Origin of the sequence: Companilactobacillus sp. HBUAS56275, from assembly GCF_036913655.1 — a bacterium.
Taxonomy (GTDB): domain Bacteria; phylum Bacillota; class Bacilli; order Lactobacillales; family Lactobacillaceae; genus Companilactobacillus; species Companilactobacillus pullicola.
In genome coordinates this window covers 384,656-402,052 of the sequence record NZ_JAYKKK010000003.1, presented here as the reverse complement: position 1 = coordinate 402,052, position 17,397 = coordinate 384,656, and the positions used below count along the sequence as shown (strand labels likewise).

The following is a 17,397-nucleotide window of genomic DNA, read 5'->3' as shown; positions in this document are numbered from 1 at the left end:
TTATAATTCTATATTATTGTCATGACAAAGTTATTTCCAAACAAATAGAGATTTTACTTGGTGAATCGATGTTTCAAAGTTACATGTTGCCAGAATTAAAAAAGCAGGTAAGAATTGTATTAAATATCGGCTACGTCCGCCTTCGAATATGAGCAAAAAAATAAATCCGCCTACTAATGATAGCCTCATCACTTGAGTGATTTTACGATCATCCTTCCAAGCAAAGAAAATTAAACCTAGCCAAATGCACCACCATATTTGTGTGAGAAAACGGAAGTCACCAACGTTATTTCCATACAGGTAGAAGAAATTCTGTATTTTACCACGGATTCCTTTTTTCTCAGGAGAATGCTTCATAGGAACAAAATCCCCATCTCTCAACCAGGCAAAAGTTCCATCAGAAGTATTATTACCATGTTTTTTCAATAGGAAAGCTAGGTAACCACCAAATCCCATCTTGTGTAGACGTTTATGAATGGAGTTAACTGAATAATTGATACGATCCTTCTTGTGTATTAAGGTGACCATCTTGAAAGAGTCTTTAGCATTATAACCACCGTCGTTAGACAATCCCATGTTGATAAAGTGGATCATCGGTTTAGCACGAAAGGTATAGACGCGGACATAGTTTTGAGTTTTGATAATTTTATTGAATTGATAGTAGCTGCCACCGGTACTACCAATAAAAGTTATACACAATAAAAATAACCATAGCCACTGATGTTGCTTCTTTTTCAACAAGTGGATAAGTTCAATGATGATAATAGCAATCATCGGAATGATGGTAGAAGGTTTGATGAAATATCCAGCACTTAGGCTTATTCCCAAAGGAATAACTAAAATGAATTTAATAAATTTATTCCAATTAGTGTAGGTAATACCACAGTAACAGAAAATATAGATAGCCACGAATTGGATGGCCCATGTATCGGTATAGGGGACCAAAATGGCTGGGAAAGTTGCTAACCAAATTGCATGAATATACATGCCGATGGGGACCTTTGTTTTATCGATAATGGCAATACTGAATAGATTAAAAATGGCCGCTAGATCAACTAAGAACATTGTTATAAATTCAAATAGTTCCCATGATGTACTGTGGAAAATATTTTTAAATAAGGTTTGAAAGAGGAAAATCCCTAAATTGTTGGGATTGACACTAAAATATCCAACGATTTCGACATCATTAGGTCGAGTCATACCTTGATGTACACCACTGACATCAAAGCCAATGGCAGAATGGGTTAAGTAAATAAAGATGATTTGGATTAGTACAGCCAAAAGTAAACAGCAACCACTAGTAATCCAACGGTTATCAATGAAAATCCATTTACAAAATTTACGAAATTTAGAACTTAGGTAAAGTAGTAATCCAATAAGAGCAAATATAAATAGAATAACAGTTGTAAAAGCTGTTGTACCTATTTTGGTAACATTATTATCTCCAAGTATTAGATTGGGGGATGTTAGTGAAAATAAAAATGTTAGTGTAAATAATAAGTAGAAAATGGATTTGATGGCTCGAGTATTGAAATTATAAAGTTTTTTCAAGATATCCCCCACGACAATATAATATGTATTAAGTATAACCCCTGAATAATTAATAAAAATAGCCTCAAACTTCCGGATCATAAGCAATCGAAAGTTTGAGGCTATTATTTTAAATTCATTGGTAATTATAAACTATCAGTCAAATTCCATTTGATTTGTCCCTGATAAGTCCCTGAAGTTAAGGCACCTGTTGGCTTAAGAAAGATTCCCTTGCTGCTGTCATCCCAATCATTCGTAACGTCAAAGGTGGTGTCAGCACCCTGATTGTTGGCGTTGTAGGCAATAACAGGAGATTCTTCCTTTAGGCCATAAGTCTGACCATCTTCAGCGTAAATAATGTCGGCATTCATAGGGGTAGGGGACGTTTCATTAGTTTGAATCATATCACCAGAACTAGCAGTCAATTTCCAGGCCGATTTGAAGCTTCTGACCGTAACGTCCCATTTGCCATTTCGTTTAATCAACGCATCATTGAAAAGGGGCTTCACGTCTTCAAAATAAAAGTCTGGGTTAGCCTGTAACTCTAATAATGTTCTTACCAAAGTTAAATTAAAGGTTAAATTGTTAGTCGTTCTAGCATAGGGATCGGAGTAGAAAAACTTAACAACTTGTGGAGAATCAGTTTGATTCGCATTCAACCCTAAGAGGTTTGGATCCATAGGAATCGTTCCACTGGTACTAGGGTTAGGCTTGTTTTCCTTCGCATAACTATAACCTGAGCCGTTAATAGAAATACCGGAAATTAAATCAAATCCCGTTACCATGTAAGAATCATCGGAATAGGCAAAATCAATTGGTAGCTTTTGTCCATTAATAGAGGTAATAGTGTAATTAGGGTTACTATTTGGTGAAATGCTGGCGGTGATCCTAGGCACATTAACAATATAGGTAACAGTGTTAGAATCACGACTGCCATCATTTACTTTGACGGTGATCTCATTTCTTCCCACCTTTAAACGACTAGACTGTTTAGCAATATAGTCATCTAAAGAGCCACCCAATTTGTTTTTAGCAATTGGATCCAGCGCAACCTTTACCTTATTGCCGGCTATAGAGCCTTTTGAATTTCCCGTAGCTTCGTATCCAATCCTGACAGCATCTTGGATATTCTCATCTTCATTTTTAACTTGGAAAGTACCATAGGAAATAGTTGCGTCACTTCCATCGGAATACTGGGAAGTTCCATTTAATGTAACGGTTAAATTGTCGTTAACAGTTATATTGGTAGTGTCTGCAGTTAAGATTAATTTTTTGTCTGTAACGGTTAGATTGTAAGTAAGGGTATTGGACTGGCGCACACCATCAGAGGCATGAACAGTTATTTTATGAGTACCGATAGTCAAACTGCCTTTGGCAATAGTATGTGAGAAAGTTGTACTGTTTTGTTGAGTATTGTCAGTTAAGACTTGAGAAAGAGGCGTGCCACCGTCAATAGACCATGAGAGTGTAATATCAGATGGTATGAATTGACTATCATCATCATATTTCAAATCACCTTTCAAAACAGTATCGGAATCTTGATCTACAGTTTGATTTAGACTACTAGTAGAAGAGATATTTAGATTTTTATAGTCGGCAACTTTAACAGTATAGGTCAAAGTATTAGAGACTCTATGATTGGAATCGGTAAAGTATAATTTGATAGTATGTGTACCTGGATTTAGGTATTCGCCTGTTAAATCCTTGATGTCAAAACTACTCTGTGTGGTTCCCGGTGTAACAGCAATATCATTTTTAATAAGTTTAGAATCAGAATTATCAATCGTTATAACGGCATTCAAATTACTATCAGTAAAGGTTGACCCTTTAATATACTTCAGAGTTCCTTGAAGTTTAACATAATCGCTGTAGTTGATCGACTGAGAAGCAGCACTAGTACTGGTTGCGGTTAAGTTGTCATTACTTAGAATAAATTTTGGACTCATGACATCCCCAGAATAGTAGTCACTCCTGTAAGATGTGTGTTCAGGATTAATCGTAGTCTTCTTAGGAGTAGCACTTTCAGGCGATTTAGCCGTTCCGTTTAAGGAAACAATTATATTGGTATTATTAGTATCATCAAGGGAAGTCAGATCCAAATTGATAGCATTAATAGTAGTGCCGTTATTATTTGATGCCGTGGTCAATGAAGAAACAGGAATATTTTGTGTGGTAATTGTACCATCGGATTTTTTGTAACTGATCGTACCAATGTTTCCATTATCATCGGCAGCAAAATTAACATTTTGTGGCAATCCAAACTGACTCTTTAAAGTTCCAGTCCCAATAATTCCAGATGTGTAAGTCAAAGAATATTTGAGATTCAATTTGTCGCCATCATTGACCGTTGAATCGGCAGTGGGATTTTTGTCTAAATCTTTAATCTCTCGGTTATCTTGCGTTATATCGGTCAAAGCCACGTTAGTGGCTATGTCAGCAACTGAAGGCATCGATTCCATAACGATAGCAATTGGTTGCAGAGATGATTTAGGAGAGCCGTTGGAAGCCGTGAATCCCCAACGTACTTTGTGGTCAGTAGCCTTGAAAATATTAGTGTTGAACGAAATTAATTTTCCATCCCAAGAAGTGAAGGATTTAAGCGTACCATCGATATACTTTCGATTAACGTAATATTGGATGGTGGCAGTACTGCTTCCTTCAGGTGGTGGAGTGTAGGTAACGATAAAATGACGCCATGAGTATTTAACTGTCAGTGCGTCAGCGTCGGTGTATCCAGATAAATAACTATTTGAAACTATGGAGTTATGTACTAATTCGTAGTAGTATCTGGAACCTACTGAATTTGTCTTATAAGTACCGGCCTCACCAGGATAATTCCAACCGATGTGTTGTCCTTTTATATCAAAAGTATCTCCAGATTTTTTAGAGTCAAAGGAATTATCATTACCGCTATAACGTGTTGGAATATCTTGATTGGGAAGAGTATCTAGTTCTATAGCAAAACTATTCTGAATGGCATTTTTTTCTAGTCCTAAAGGATTAGTTAAAATGCTCGGTGATGCAGATCCTCCCCAGACGCCCAGAGTTTCGCCCGCTTTGGGGGAATTGTTGTATAAAGAAATGGCATTGGCGCCTTTAGAATCGTTTTGGAGAACAAAGGCCATACCGTCAGGAGCACTGGTCTCGGAGTCACCCATATAGAACCAAGCTGAAAGCGTCTGTTTCTTGGTAAGATCGAAGTAGTTGAAACTCTTATCGCTGTTTGAGCCATTAACTTTACCCCAAGTGGATCCCAGCTGGTCTTTGGTACCAGTATCTTTGATAAGTTCAACGATGGCGTTCTTATTTTGGTACGTGGGGTCGCCAGCCGGAATAATGTGGGCACTGCTAGTCATATTAGTATTACCTGAATATGATGTGGGAGTGTCCATCAAGTCGGAAATCTTTGTCATACCAGGAGGTGTATTTTGATAAACCTCTTTGGTTGTGGGCGTTGCTGCCTGAGTAATGTTATTTTGTGTATATATACCAAGTATGAATACTAATATAATAGATATCGTAAGGGAAAAAAGATGATTGTGTGTTTTCATGATATATACCCCGTATAAATAATGGTATTAATATTTGTATAAACAGGATACTATATTTATTAATGAAAACGGATTCAATAAACAAAAATATTTATTGTTAAAAGCGATAATTTATTTTGTAACATAAAACCTAATATTTCAGAACCAGCTCAATATTGTGTACAATGATATACGAGAGGGGGTAATAATATGGCAATGAAACCCCAGAAAATCGTGAAAATACTGCGACAACATGGTTTTGTCAAAAAGTCACAGAATGGATCACATTTAAAAATGTATAATCCCGATACTAATGTGACGCTACCAGTACCAATTCATCATGATAAAGAGCTCGAACATGGAATTGAGAGTAAAATTTTGAAGCAGGCTGGCATTAAGGTTACCGATATTTAAATAAGGTTATGTAATGAACTTTTCATTGAAAGAGTCATTACATAGCCTTATTTTTGTATCGAAATTTAAATTAGTATTGCCATACTTAGTTGTCAACGACGTGAAAGTAAGTCTATTATTGATAGTGTATTTTTTTGTAAGAGAGGTTTATTTATGAAAAGCAAACATAGTATTTTGACGCTGTTTGCGACCAGTTTTATGTCGTTCATGCAACTGCTTGATGCCAGTATCGTTAATGTGGCGATACCTAGTTTAACCAAGGATCTGCATGTACCAATGAATCGGGCCGAGTGGATCGTGTCGGTCTATCTGATTATGATCTGTATGTTATTGCTATTCTGGGGGAGAATGGCAGATCAGATTGGATACATTAAAATTTTTCAAACAGGGACTATTTTCTTTACGATTGGTTCATTTATCTGTGCTGTGAGTCCATCGTTATATATTTTGTTATTTGGTCGAATTGTTCAAGGCCTTGGAGCCAGTATGAGTATGGCCACTAACATTGGTATCATTGCGATGATTTTCCCAATGAGTCAGCGTGGTCGAGCTTACGGTATTAACAGTATTATTGCTCAGTTAGGGAATATTTCTGGACCGGGATTAGGTGGTCTGGTATTGAGCGTGTTGTCCTGGCACTGGATATTTATTATTAATATTCCTATTGGGATTATTGTTTATATTTATGGACGTTTTATGTTTCCTAAGGAAGAACGTCGAGTTGAGAAGGTATCTTATGATTGGATTGGTCTAATCACTTATGCCGTTGCAATAGCTACATTCTTTGTCAGTATCTTCATGGGACAAGACATTGGTTTTGGCAATCGAGCCGTTATATTAACTTTCTTAATCAGCTTGATATTCTGGATTGGTTTTGTTTACGTGGAAAAGCATCTAGAGTCGCCCTTGATCAATTTCAAGATTTTTAAGATATCACGGTTAACATTGAGTTTGGTCAGTGCCCTGATTGTCTTTTCAATTGGTTACTATGCCAACGTTATAATGCCGTTTTATCTAACTGATTTCAGATCATTAAGCACTGCATTGACTGGATTGATTATGATGGCAATTCCATTTGCTAATGTAATTGCAGCACCGATTGCGGGCTATTTCACTGATAAGTATAACGCCGCTAGTGTATCGATTTTTAATTTATTTATCTATGCCATTCCACTGATATTCTTGATGAGAGTGTCAGGAACTGATAATTTGGTATTATTTACTTTTATGCTATTATTCCTCGGTGTTGGTAATGGTGGATTCCAGAATAATCCAATGATTATGGGTTACGCTCCTCGAGAGTATCAGGGAATCGCCGGTAGTTTAGCTGCTTTATTTAGAAATCTAGGTATGGGTATTGGTGTCAGTATGGCAACGACTAGTCTCTATTACGGTATGAGTCTAAAAGCTGGAAAGCAGATTGCTGATTATCCAACTGCTCATCCGAACTGGTTCTTGAGTGGTATGCACTTTGCCTATTTGACGGCACTGATTCTCCTAATTGTCGCTATCGTATTAGTCTATATGATTAATCGAATTGATAAGGATAAAGCCAAGTCGTAAAGATTCGAATAAATTAATGGTTAACTTTGTCGCTCTAACTTCATTTTTAGTATAATGTAGTGAAAAATAGAATGAAGAAAGGCGGTCGGGCAATGGAACCAATTTATAATTTTAGGGAAACTGAGATGAATGGTGGAATTATTAATTTCAGAGATTACCAAGGTAAGGTTCTGTTAATCGTTAATACCGCAAGCAAATGTGGTTTAGCTCCACAACTGGAAAGTATTGAAAAACTTTATAACAAGTACCGAATTCAAGGTTTCGAAGTTTTAGGTTTACCATCCAACCAATTTCGTCAGGAGTTGGGCAGTGAAGAAGAAATCAGTGAATACTGTCAGGTTCACTATGGAGTCACTTTTCCCATGACTCGTAAGATAGTAGTCAATGGTCTTGATGAGGATCCACTTTTTACTTATTTGAAGGATCAATCTGGTAAGGGTAAAATCAAATGGAATTTTACTAAGTTTTTGATTGATAAGGAGGGCAATCTGTTGAAACGTTTTGCTCCCATCACTAAACCAGAAAAAATGGAAAAATTAATTATTGAAGCGCTAAAAAAATAGACCACAGGACTAACGTCCCGCGGTCTATTTTTTTTCTTTAGTGAAATCTAGCATGTATTTTGCGGCTTCATCCAGAGATTTTAGATGATGCTTTTGACGAATTTCTTCTAATTTTTGTTGTGACTTAGGACTTAATTTGGAAACAGAGAACTTATTTTCTTCTTTACTCATATCCATTACCTTTCTAATAAACTACTTTAGTTAATGATTCTAAGCTAAAAATCACTTTCAATGCAAATAAGTTGTTTTTTTCCTGGATTAAATAAATTGTGCGAGAAACCTTGGAGTGGTAGGCTTGCAAATGATATATGCTTATGTTGCAATTTCATTTATCAATCGTTAATTAAGAGGAATGGGTGGTGAAAATATGTTTTTAGCAATAAAAGAGATTCTTCACAATAAAACTAGATATTTTTTAGTTGTCTTTACGGTTTTTCTGATTAGTTATATGGTCTTCTTTCTAACTAGTTTAGCTGTCGGTCTAGCTAGGGGAAATAGAACGGCTGTTGATCAGTGGAATGCTGAATCGGTAGTTGTTTCCAGCTATTCTAACAAGAGTTTAACAGTATCGAATATTCCTGAAAATTCGTATAAGGATTATCAGAATAAAGATGTTGTACCGATGGGCCAAATGACAGTCGTTACTAAGCTAAAGGGGTCAGATAAAAAAGTTAATACTAATATTTTTGGTGTCAACTGGAATAGCTTTATCAGCCCAAAACTAACAGTTGGTCGGATGCCAAAGAATGATAAGGAAGTCATTGCCGACTCGAAGTTAGGTAACGACAATATCAAATTGAATTCCAAAGTGAAGATCAATGGTAGTAAGGATTTCTATAAAGTTGTCGGACTAACGCAGGATAATAGTTTTTTCACTGTACCGATAATTTTCACTGATCTCAATACTTTTAGAACTTTGAAATACGGTTCAGATCAGGTTAAAAATATCAGTGCTTTAGTGGTTCGTGATAAAACGAAAATTAAAAAATCAGGACTATCGCAAATTACGATTCCTGATTTGATTAATCATATTCCGGGCTACACGGCTCAGATTATGGTCTTTGCCTTCATGATTGGCGCAATGATTATCATCACATTTTTAATCATTGGTATTTTTATGTATATTATTACGATTCAGAAAATCAGTCTTTACGGGGTTATGCGGGCACAAGGGATTCGCACGGCCAGAATTGTAACGGCGTTATTCTATCAAATCCTAATTCTAACAGCTTTAGGAGCTGGACTGGCATTAGTAGCGATTGCCTTAACTCAACTGGGATTACCGAAGACGGTACCGTTTTATAGCAATTGGCCAGCCTATGGATTGTTGACCGTGGCGATTATGATTATGGCAGTTTTAGGTGGCACGTTGTCAATGCACAAAGTTTTGAAAATCGATCCGTTATCCGCAATCGAAGGAGGTTAAAATTATGCATTTGATTGAAGTAAAAGATGTGGTGAAACAATATGGTTCTGGCCGTACACTGGTCGAAGCATTGCACAAAACCAATTTTACCCTCGATAAAGGTGAGTTTAACGCAATCATTGGTCCATCTGGCTCAGGTAAAACGACGCTACTGACCATTTTAGGACTTTTGCAGACACCAACGTCCGGTGAAATCTTTGTCGGTGGAAAAGATGTTACTAAGTTGAGTGCCAAGAAAAAAACTGATTTACGTTTTAATAAATTTGGTTTCATCTTGCAAGCATCTAATCTGATTCCCTTTCTAACGGTTAAAGAACAGTTCAAATTGGTTGATAAGTTTACGCCAAGTAACAAGGAGAAAATGAATCAAACTGATTTATTAAAGATGTTAGATCTGACTGATGTAGCGATGAATTATCCTAGCAATCTGTCTGGTGGTGAACGCCAACGAGCTGCAATTGCTAGAGCTTTGTACAATAATCCCGATGTGATTCTAGCTGATGAACCAACGGCTAGTTTGGACTCAGAACGGGCTAAACAGGTTGTGGGGTTACTTGCTAAAATTGCTCATGAATATCATCGTGGTGTGATTATGATTACCCATGATACTCGGTTGTTGGATTCGACGGATCGAGTATTTGTGATGCGGGATGGGACTTTGACTGAAGAGAAGAAATAACCATGGTTCTATGCTTTATAGTGGAAACGAGTTCCACAGGCCAGATTCCTGTGCTTTGCCTGACTTCACGAACTGCCTGCTTCGCAGTCAATTCGCAAAGTCCTGCAAATGCTCAGAATCTATACGGGCCTGTTCCACTCTCTATCTGAAACGAGCTACGCAGACCAATTTCTTCCGGTTTGCTACAGAACTGAAATTATCCGCAAGTTCGGCGGCTAATTCCAGTTCTTAGGCAAATCCTCGGAAATTCCCAGGCCTGCTTCGCTCTCTATTCATTGCACAATGATCGTTCAATTAACTCATGATCAACATGGGTATCGCCCCAGGTGCAGATGGCATCTAAAATTGGAATTAATGATTTACCATTCTCACTTAAATGATACTCAACATGTGGTTCAGCGGTTTTGAAATCGTGTCTGATGATTAATTCATCAGCCTCCAATTCACGTAATTGGTTGGTCAATGTTTTATGTGAAACATTTTGAATGTGGCGTTGTAATTCACCAAAGCGGCTGTGGCCGGTCTCGGCTAGTTCATAAAGAATAATGATTTTCCATTTTCCTTGAATCATCTGCATGGTTGCGTCGAATTCGTTTAAATATTTTGCCATAAGTTTTCCTCTTAGTTTTCCACAGCTAGTAACCTGAAAGTGCGTACTTGTTGTTAACAATACCTGCCATTATACTTTAAAGCGTTGAAAAAATCTTTTGAAGTATTAGGATACAAAATATATGAAAAAACTAGTTGTAATTACAGGTGCAAGTTCAGGTTTTGGTGCTGAAATTGCTAAAATTTTTAATGCGGATGGTTTCCCATTATTGCTACTGGGACGTAGAACTGAGAAGCTCGAACAGGTGGCTGCTGGTATGGAAAATGTCATGACTGAATCAGTTGATGTAACTGATTATGATCAATTCGAAAAAGCTATTCGTAAGGCAGAAGCCAAATATGGTAAGACAGATTTGTTAGTTAATAACGCTGGCGTTATGTTGTTAGGTAACGTTCAAGTCCAAAACCCTAAAGAATGGCAAACAATGTTGGATACTAACGTTATGGGTGTCTTAAACGGTACACAAATTGTCCTAAACGATATGCGTGAACGTGAACATGGTACAATTTTGAATATGTCTTCAATTGCTGGTAAGAAAACTTTTGTTAATCACGCAGCCTATGTAGCTTCTAAGTTTGGAGTACACGGTTTGTCAGAAACTATTCGTGAAGAAAATTCAGCCAAAAATGTTCGTATCATGATGGTGGCACCAGGTGCGGCGGAAACTGAACTATTAACACATGTGACAAGTCAGTCAGCTTTGAAAGACTATGCCGCTTGGGAAGAAACTATGGGTGGAGTGGTACTTGATCCTAAGCACGTTGCTGAAACGGTTAAATTCATGTATGACATGCCTCAAGAAGTTAACATTCGTGAAGTTGATATTGCAACTACACGTCAAGATTCTTAATATTGATTAGTCTCGATTACAAGTCGGGACTTTTTTCATTGCGCGGATGTTGACGATAACGATAGGAGTCTCATCAAAAGTTACTCGTCCTTTTTGAGGTTCGATCTTTTTAAGATAGCCTTTGAGATGTTCGTAATAACCAGATTGATCATTAAAGTAATTAACATCTACCTTTAACGGATGAGTTTTTAAATAGTTAAGTTGTTGCATAATACGTGTTTCTTGTTCAGCACTGGAGTATTTTTTACGAGCATAGTTTTCAGATTTTTCTTTGATCAAAGTACTGAAACCATCTAAAGCTCCAAAGGGAGCAAACTGGGCAGCTCGATCAATTTGTTCCATTGGTAGGTGGCGTTTGGAAGGGCGATAAGGCAGATCCATGATATCTTGATAAGTGGAAGTATCATTAAAAATTTGTTGTTCAATTAACTTTTTCTCATCCATTATGCGTGGTGGCCTCCAATTTGGTTGTTTCGCTCAATAGTTGTAGAACCCTCGACTAAGTCAGAAGCCTTTAGAACGATGTTACGACTCCCAAATTTTTTCTGGAGATCGAGAATAGTTTCCTGAATCTTGCGGTCACGATTACGCTCAATTTGCGAATGTTGGTCTTGGATGATTTCATTTTGAGTATTTGAAAATAAATCAGTCTGCTTAAAAACCTGACGTCTTTGGGCAAGTTGTTCATCGGTTAAATTGTTGGCTGTGAGGGTGACACGACGAATCAACATTTTGCTATTGATATTGTCTTCATATAACTTTTTAAAAATTTGACGGAGCTCGTTTGATGAAGAAGTGAAGGCATCCAGTTTAATGTGATTGTGAGCGGGCTTGGGCGTTTTGCGACCGTAATAGTCATCGACCAGTTCACCATTGAAACTGTTGTCGATCTGCAAACTCTTGATATCGTAATCAACGATAAGACCCACACAGTTAGTTACTACTTTCTTTTGAACCAAATCCAGTGCTAGATTATCACTCATACCGCGAACAATCTTTAATCCATCATCATAGGAAGTAGGTTTCATCAAAACTTGACTCGAGTAGAGACCATGATTGTCGGAACGATAATTCTTGATGTCGGCGAGTGTAGCAGTTTCGTGTCCCCAAGCATGATCGATTAACAATTCTGCGTTCTTTCCGAATTCACGATAGAGTATTTCTTCGTTCATTTCATCAGACAAACTGCCCAAAGAACAGCGGGCAATATCACCCATAGTATTCAAGCCTAATTTTTCTAAGCGTTTTGAGTAGCCACGACCTATGCGCCAAAAGTCAGTCAATGGTTGGTGAGCCCAAAGCAATTGTCGATATTGATGTTCATTCATTTGCGCAATACGGACACCGTCTTGATCTCCAGGGATGTGCTTAGCTACAATATCCATCGCTACTTTTGCTAGATAGAGGTTAGTACCAATACCAGCTGTGGCCGTGATACCAGTTTCCGATTGAATCTCTTGAATGATCGTTTTGGCTAATACATGTGGAGTGACGTGATGAGTCTCTAAATAATCGGTAACGTCCATTAGGACCTCGTCGATTGAATAAACGTGAATATTTTTAGCCTCGATGAATCGTAAATAAATTCCGTAAATTTCAGCACTCTTGTGCATGTAAAAGTTCATTCGTGGTTTGACCACTTTATAGCCAATTTTTAGGGTGGGTGATTTCAATAAATGTTGGCGGTCAATTGAAGAATATCTGGTCAAACGATGGTGGGGAGCACTATTCATTTTTTCCCGATTGAGTTTGTAGACCATCCGTTCGACTTGGAATAATCTTGGCCGCCCGGGAACGCCAAACTTTTTAAGGGCAGGAGACACGGCAAGACAGATCGTTTTATCTGTTCTGGAATTGTCCGCAACGACTAAATTATCATTTAAAGGGTTCAAATTATGGGCAATGCACTCAACTGATGCGTAGAATGATTTCAAGTCGATTGCCATATAAGTTCTTTCTTTAGCCATTTTCGTATCCCTTTCCCAAACGTATGTTCTTTTGAAATTATACCATTACAATTTGTACGTTTAAATGATTAAGTTTATAATTGAAAGATAGATAATTATTTTCAGTAAACATCATGTTTATACGCTGTAAAGATAAGACATTGCACGTCGTGTGGGTCTTATTTTTTATGGAATTTATATAGGGGAAGAAGTAAGGATATGAGTAGGAACAGAAAGATTTTGGTTACTTTCGCATTAGTTTTGTCGAATATGATGGCGGGACTTGATGCGACAATTATTAATACGGCTTTACCGGCAATCATCAGTGATTTGCATGGTATTCAGTATATGGGCTGGATCGTTGCTATTTTCCTTTTAGGAATGGCCGTTTCGACACCGTTATGGAGCAAATTTGGTGAGAAACGTGGTAATAAAGTTGCCTACATTACTGCTACGATTGTCTTCATGATTGGTGCGTTATTTCAGGGGTTAGCGCCGAATATCATCTGGTTTATCACTGCTAGAAGCGTCATGGGAATAGGTGCCGGAGGAATGAATACAATTCCGTTCATTATCTATTCACAAATATTCAAGAATATTAAACGCCGTTCCCAAGTTATCGGTATTGCTTCAGCTGGATTTAGTGGAACTTCAATTATTGGTCCGTTGATTGGTGGCTGGATCGTTGATACCTTCAGTTGGCATTGGGTATTCTACATTAATTTGCCACTAGCACTAATTTCTATCCTTATTATTGCGTTCTTCTTCAAGATCAAAGAAAACTTGAATCACTCTAAAGTCGATTATCACGGTGCCATCTTGATGGTATTAGGTCTATCTTCAATCTTAGTGGGAATCCAGTTATTAGGTGTTTCCTCAATATTTGTAACTTTAGGCTTCATTATCGTTGGACTTTTACTGATCTGGTGGATGTCACGAGTCGAGAATCGTGTCGATGATCCAATTGTTCCTAATCGCTTGTTCAAAAATGAGAAACTAGTGATTGATTTAATCCTGTTTGCCTTATTGTGGGGTTCGTTCGTGGCCTTCAATATCTACATACCAATGTGGGCGCAAGGAATTATGGGGTTGAGTGCCTTGATTGGTGGTATGACACAAATACCAGGTGCCATCGCCAACTTCATCGGTTCTGAATTAGAACCTTTGATTCAAAGAAAAATTAGTCGTTACTCGATCATTGGTATCGGGGCAATTGCTTTTCTGATCTCGTTTGCGGGATTGTATTTTGCAAAACAAACCGCTAGTTACACATTCCTATTGATCATGGGGGTCTTTGAAGGATTTGGTGTCGGTATCTGTTTCAATGCCTTATTGATTGCCGTTCAATTTGATGTTGAAGAACGGGATGTTCCAATCTCAACTTCATTTGCTTATTTAGTTAGAATTTTGAGTCAGACTTTCATGTCCTCAATTTATGGAGTTATTTTGAATATTGCTTTGATACGTGGAGTTAGCCAAAGTCATGGTAATATCACGATGTCAATGATGAACAAGTTGAGTAATGCCGCTGATGCGAAGTATTTGCCACAACATTTGATTCCAGAGATGAGACGAATCTTTTTCCAAGGAATTCACAGCATCATGCTAACGGCGATGATCTTGATCATATTAGTTATTGTTATTTTACTGTATCTATTTAGACGTGAACATTTAGCACACAAGGCTTCGTAAGTTGAAGCCTTTTTTTGTTATAATCAAAGTAATCGTTTTCAAAAAGAGGGTCAAAATGAATAATATTGAGCGTATGCAACAAGGAAAAGTTTACAATCCGGATGAGCCAGAACTAATGCAACAACAAATTGCTGCTCAAGAAAAAAATGACGCCTACAATGCTTTAAAGAGAAGCAATTTTAAAGGCCGTACACGTCTATTGAAAGAGATGTTTGCGCAAATGGGAGATAATTCGATGATTGAGATTCCTTTTTACGCTAACTGGGGCGGTCAGCACGTTCATTTCGGAAGCGGCGTTTATGCCAACTTTAATCTCACTCTGGTTGATGATGGAGAAATCTTTGTCGGCGATAGTACCATGTTTGGCCCCAACGTAACAATTGCAACGGCCGGACATCCAATTTACTCGCCGTTACGAGCAAAGACTCATTATCAATTCAATAAGTCAGTTCACATTGGAAAGAATGTTTGGTTAGGTGCTAATGTGACGGTATTGCCAGGAGTTACAATCGGTGATAATACTGTTGTTGGTGCCGGCAGCGTCGTTACAAAAGATTTACCATCTGATGTTGTAGCCGTGGGAACACCTTGTAAAATTTTAAGACCAATAAACCAGCATGATCACGATTATTTTTATAAAAATGAAAAATTAGATGTTTGGAAATAACAAAGCGTCCTGAATTGCGGAATTTACTTAGATTAATTAAAATGGATTATGATTTGAATTTTGTCGGTACAAAGTGGGAGGTAAATTTTGACAGCACGTACTTTATCGAAAGAGAAAATCGTTAGTATCGCAGTCGAAATTATAAATAATCAAGAGACACTAACTTTTACCAGACTAGGTAAGTTGTTGGGCACACGTCCACAGGCTATTTATAACTATTTTCCAAATGTAATGGCTCTAAAAGTCGCCGTAGCGAATAATTTTTATAAGCAACTAGCCCAGCGTTTAGAGGCTGATCTCTTAGCGCTTTCTGGCAAACAAGCGGTAAAGACCTTTGCTAACGTCAGCGTTCAATATTCCCTAGGTCATTTTCTGGTTGTTAAACAAATTTTGAGTATTCCCAAAGATAAATTAAATTCTGATGACTCGAATAATGGCTATATGATGATTCATAAAATATTGAATGAATTATTAGAATCTTTAGTTGATGATAAAAAATCTCAGTTAATAATTTTGCGAATGTTGAGTAATTTGATTATAGGTGAAATTGTTAATGACAGAAATAATCGTTTTGACAGAAACCTAATGTCTACACGTGATAGCTTTGATAAAATGTTAGATATAACGCTACTTTCACTGTAAAAAAGCAGTAAATAGTGCATGTAGTCTTACATGTACAATGTATTTTTAGTGCTGTGCATTTTTTGATATTTTAATGATGTTAGAAAAAATATCGTTGTAGGAGGGAGTGCATATGCGCAGCAAGTTGAATTATGATATGTTGCATCCAACGTATAAGGCGTTATACGACATTGTTGGAGAAGATAATTTACTGAAGATATATGAGTTATTTCGAGGAACACAGTTACAATTGCCTATGAAAATGTACGATCGGGTTGCTTTGAAAGAGGCCATTCGTGATGGAAAATTAGACAATATGACTAATCAAGAAATCTCATTGGAATTCGGTTATTCGCCACGTTGGATCAAGAGTATCAGGGAAAAGAATATTAACAAGAAATAAAAAAATTCCACTAATTCATTTTCAGAATTAGCGGAATTTTTTATTGGTCATAAATAGTTCTAAGACTTTCTATATCAGATGAAGACAGTGTGGTTACACCTTGGTCGATTGGGTACATGACAGAATTGGTATCTGAACTATGTGCCAAACCTAGAGCGTGTCCTAACTCATGTACAGCAACGGATTCTGAAATAGAAAGGTTTGAATATTCAAGATTTAATCCAGCTTGAGCACTGTTGATAGCATAGTGGTTGATCACTAGTGATGAAGGACCACCATTTCCTAGTTCAACAGTGTTGGAACCAGCGTTTTCTATTTTTTTGTTATAAACAAAGAAAGTGATGCTGTTTTTATTAGTTTCAGCTTCACCTGGAACTAAACGCACAATACCAGTTTTGTTATAGGTATTGATAGCGTAGATAAAAACATTTTGAACTGATTCAGGGACGTTTTTCTTAAAGTGAAAGTAGTACGTATTGGAAATCGTAACATCTTTCAAAGGTCCCTCGATGGGCGTTGCATCTTTGCCCACTTGCTTATCATTGGTGGCTTCTTTAGTGCCACTTAACTTACGATTAACGGAAGCTTCTAGTGAATAAAGGTAAGGTTGTATCTTAGTGTTAGTTTCTCGAACTTGTTCCCGAACTTGTGGTATAAATTTGGGGCTCTTAGTGGCAACTAATACTATTGATGCTAAGATAAGCAGCCATATCCATGATTTTCGTTTCATAATAAGTAATACTCCTTTGAGAACCATTGAATATCCTCATTATGATAAATGTTTGGCTTTTAAAAGTCCAATGATTTAATTACAAGCCTTTTTTCTGTGGCTTTTTGCTAAATACTAATTGGTATAACGAAAGTATGCCCGTCAACCGCAAAAAATCTGTGGGCCACTGGAAC

17 protein-coding genes are annotated in these 17,397 nt (G+C 37.2%); 10 read left to right on the top strand and 7 right to left on the bottom strand.

Annotated elements, in window-relative coordinates; all coding sequences use genetic code 11:
• Positions 1–30 precede the first annotated feature (30 nt).
• Both U8526_RS08305 and U8526_RS08300 read right to left on the bottom strand, forming a co-directional pair.
• On the bottom strand, positions 31–1,632 hold the full coding sequence (locus U8526_RS08305; RefSeq protein ID WP_334341484.1) for a TIGR03766 family XrtG-associated glycosyltransferase: 1,602 nt from the start codon (positions 1,630–1,632) through the stop codon (positions 31–33).
• A gap of 44 nt (positions 1,633–1,676) precedes the next feature.
• Entirely contained in the window at positions 1,677–5,081 is a 3,405-nt protein-coding gene (locus U8526_RS08300) for a lectin-like domain-containing protein (protein ID WP_334341483.1), read from the bottom strand.
• 189 nt (positions 5,082–5,270) lie between these two features.
• Between U8526_RS08300 and U8526_RS08295 the strand changes: the two genes are divergently transcribed.
• The 3 genes from U8526_RS08295 (at position 5,271) to U8526_RS08285 (ending at position 7,600) form a co-directional block, all read left to right on the top strand.
• Positions 5,271–5,474 (top strand): type II toxin-antitoxin system HicA family toxin, encoded by a 204-nt coding sequence (locus U8526_RS08295; RefSeq protein ID WP_025086359.1) that lies wholly within the window; start codon positions 5,271–5,273, stop codon positions 5,472–5,474.
• A gap of 153 nt (positions 5,475–5,627) precedes the next feature.
• Positions 5,628–7,037 carry an MFS transporter gene (locus tag U8526_RS08290; RefSeq protein ID WP_334341482.1) on the top strand — a complete coding sequence of 470 codons (1,410 nt, stop codon included), beginning with the start codon at positions 5,628–5,630 and terminating at the stop codon, positions 7,035–7,037.
• 92 nt (positions 7,038–7,129) lie between these two features.
• Positions 7,130–7,600 (top strand): glutathione peroxidase, encoded by a 471-nt coding sequence (locus tag U8526_RS08285; RefSeq protein WP_334341481.1) that lies wholly within the window; start codon positions 7,130–7,132, stop codon positions 7,598–7,600.
• Between the two features lie 24 nt (positions 7,601–7,624).
• On the opposite strand, the gene U8526_RS08280 is transcribed toward U8526_RS08285, so the two are convergent.
• Entirely contained in the window at positions 7,625–7,771 is a 147-nt protein-coding gene (locus U8526_RS08280) for a hypothetical protein (protein WP_334341480.1), read from the bottom strand.
• Between the two features lie 196 nt (positions 7,772–7,967).
• Between U8526_RS08280 and U8526_RS08275 the strand changes: the two genes are divergently transcribed.
• Both U8526_RS08275 and U8526_RS08270 read left to right on the top strand, forming a co-directional pair.
• Positions 7,968–9,026: an ABC transporter permease gene (locus U8526_RS08275; protein WP_334341479.1), complete on the top strand. Its 1,059-nt coding sequence runs from the start codon at positions 7,968–7,970 to the stop codon at positions 9,024–9,026.
• 1 nt (position 9,027) lies between these two features.
• Entirely contained in the window at positions 9,028–9,705 is a 678-nt protein-coding gene (locus U8526_RS08270; RefSeq protein WP_334341543.1) for an ABC transporter ATP-binding protein, read from the top strand.
• A 268-nt stretch (positions 9,706–9,973) separates the two neighbouring features.
• On the opposite strand, the gene U8526_RS08265 is transcribed toward U8526_RS08270, so the two are convergent.
• On the bottom strand, positions 9,974–10,315 hold the full coding sequence (locus U8526_RS08265) for a winged helix-turn-helix transcriptional regulator (RefSeq protein WP_334341478.1): 342 nt from the start codon (positions 10,313–10,315) through the stop codon (positions 9,974–9,976).
• Positions 10,316–10,436: 121 nt separating this feature from the next.
• On the opposite strand from U8526_RS08265, the gene U8526_RS08260 reads away from it, so the two are divergent.
• Complete coding sequence (locus U8526_RS08260) at positions 10,437–11,165, top strand: SDR family oxidoreductase (RefSeq protein WP_334341477.1); 729 nt, start codon at positions 10,437–10,439, stop codon at positions 11,163–11,165.
• Between the two features lie 6 nt (positions 11,166–11,171).
• Here U8526_RS08260 and U8526_RS08255 read toward each other — a convergent pair whose 3' ends face one another.
• Positions 11,172–11,609, bottom strand: a complete 438-nt coding sequence (locus tag U8526_RS08255) for a hypothetical protein (RefSeq protein ID WP_334341476.1) — start codon at positions 11,607–11,609, stop codon at positions 11,172–11,174.
• A complete protein-coding gene (locus U8526_RS08250) occupies positions 11,609–13,132 on the bottom strand; it encodes a Y-family DNA polymerase (RefSeq protein ID WP_334341475.1) in 1,524 nt (507 codons plus the stop codon). The genes U8526_RS08255 and U8526_RS08250 overlap by 1 nt, the downstream gene beginning before the upstream one ends.
• Positions 13,133–13,330: 198 nt before the next feature.
• On the opposite strand from U8526_RS08250, the gene U8526_RS08245 reads away from it, so the two are divergent.
• The 4 genes from U8526_RS08245 (at position 13,331) to U8526_RS08230 (ending at position 16,494) form a co-directional block, all read left to right on the top strand.
• Positions 13,331–14,803 carry an MFS transporter gene (locus U8526_RS08245; protein WP_334341474.1) on the top strand — a complete coding sequence of 491 codons (1,473 nt, stop codon included), beginning with the start codon at positions 13,331–13,333 and terminating at the stop codon, positions 14,801–14,803.
• A gap of 55 nt (positions 14,804–14,858) precedes the next feature.
• Positions 14,859–15,470 carry a sugar O-acetyltransferase gene (locus tag U8526_RS08240; protein ID WP_334341473.1) on the top strand — a complete coding sequence of 204 codons (612 nt, stop codon included), beginning with the start codon at positions 14,859–14,861 and terminating at the stop codon, positions 15,468–15,470.
• An 87-nt stretch (positions 15,471–15,557) separates the two neighbouring features.
• Complete coding sequence (locus U8526_RS08235) at positions 15,558–16,112, top strand: TetR/AcrR family transcriptional regulator (protein WP_334341472.1); 555 nt, start codon at positions 15,558–15,560, stop codon at positions 16,110–16,112.
• A gap of 112 nt (positions 16,113–16,224) precedes the next feature.
• Positions 16,225–16,494, top strand: coding sequence for a hypothetical protein (locus U8526_RS08230; RefSeq protein WP_334341471.1), 270 nt, complete (start codon positions 16,225–16,227; stop codon positions 16,492–16,494).
• Positions 16,495–16,534: 40 nt separating this feature from the next.
• Here the strand turns inward: U8526_RS08230 and U8526_RS08225 are convergent, their stop codons facing one another.
• Entirely contained in the window at positions 16,535–17,224 is a 690-nt protein-coding gene (locus U8526_RS08225; RefSeq protein WP_334341470.1) for a M57 family metalloprotease, read from the bottom strand.
• Positions 17,225–17,397 lie beyond the last annotated feature (173 nt).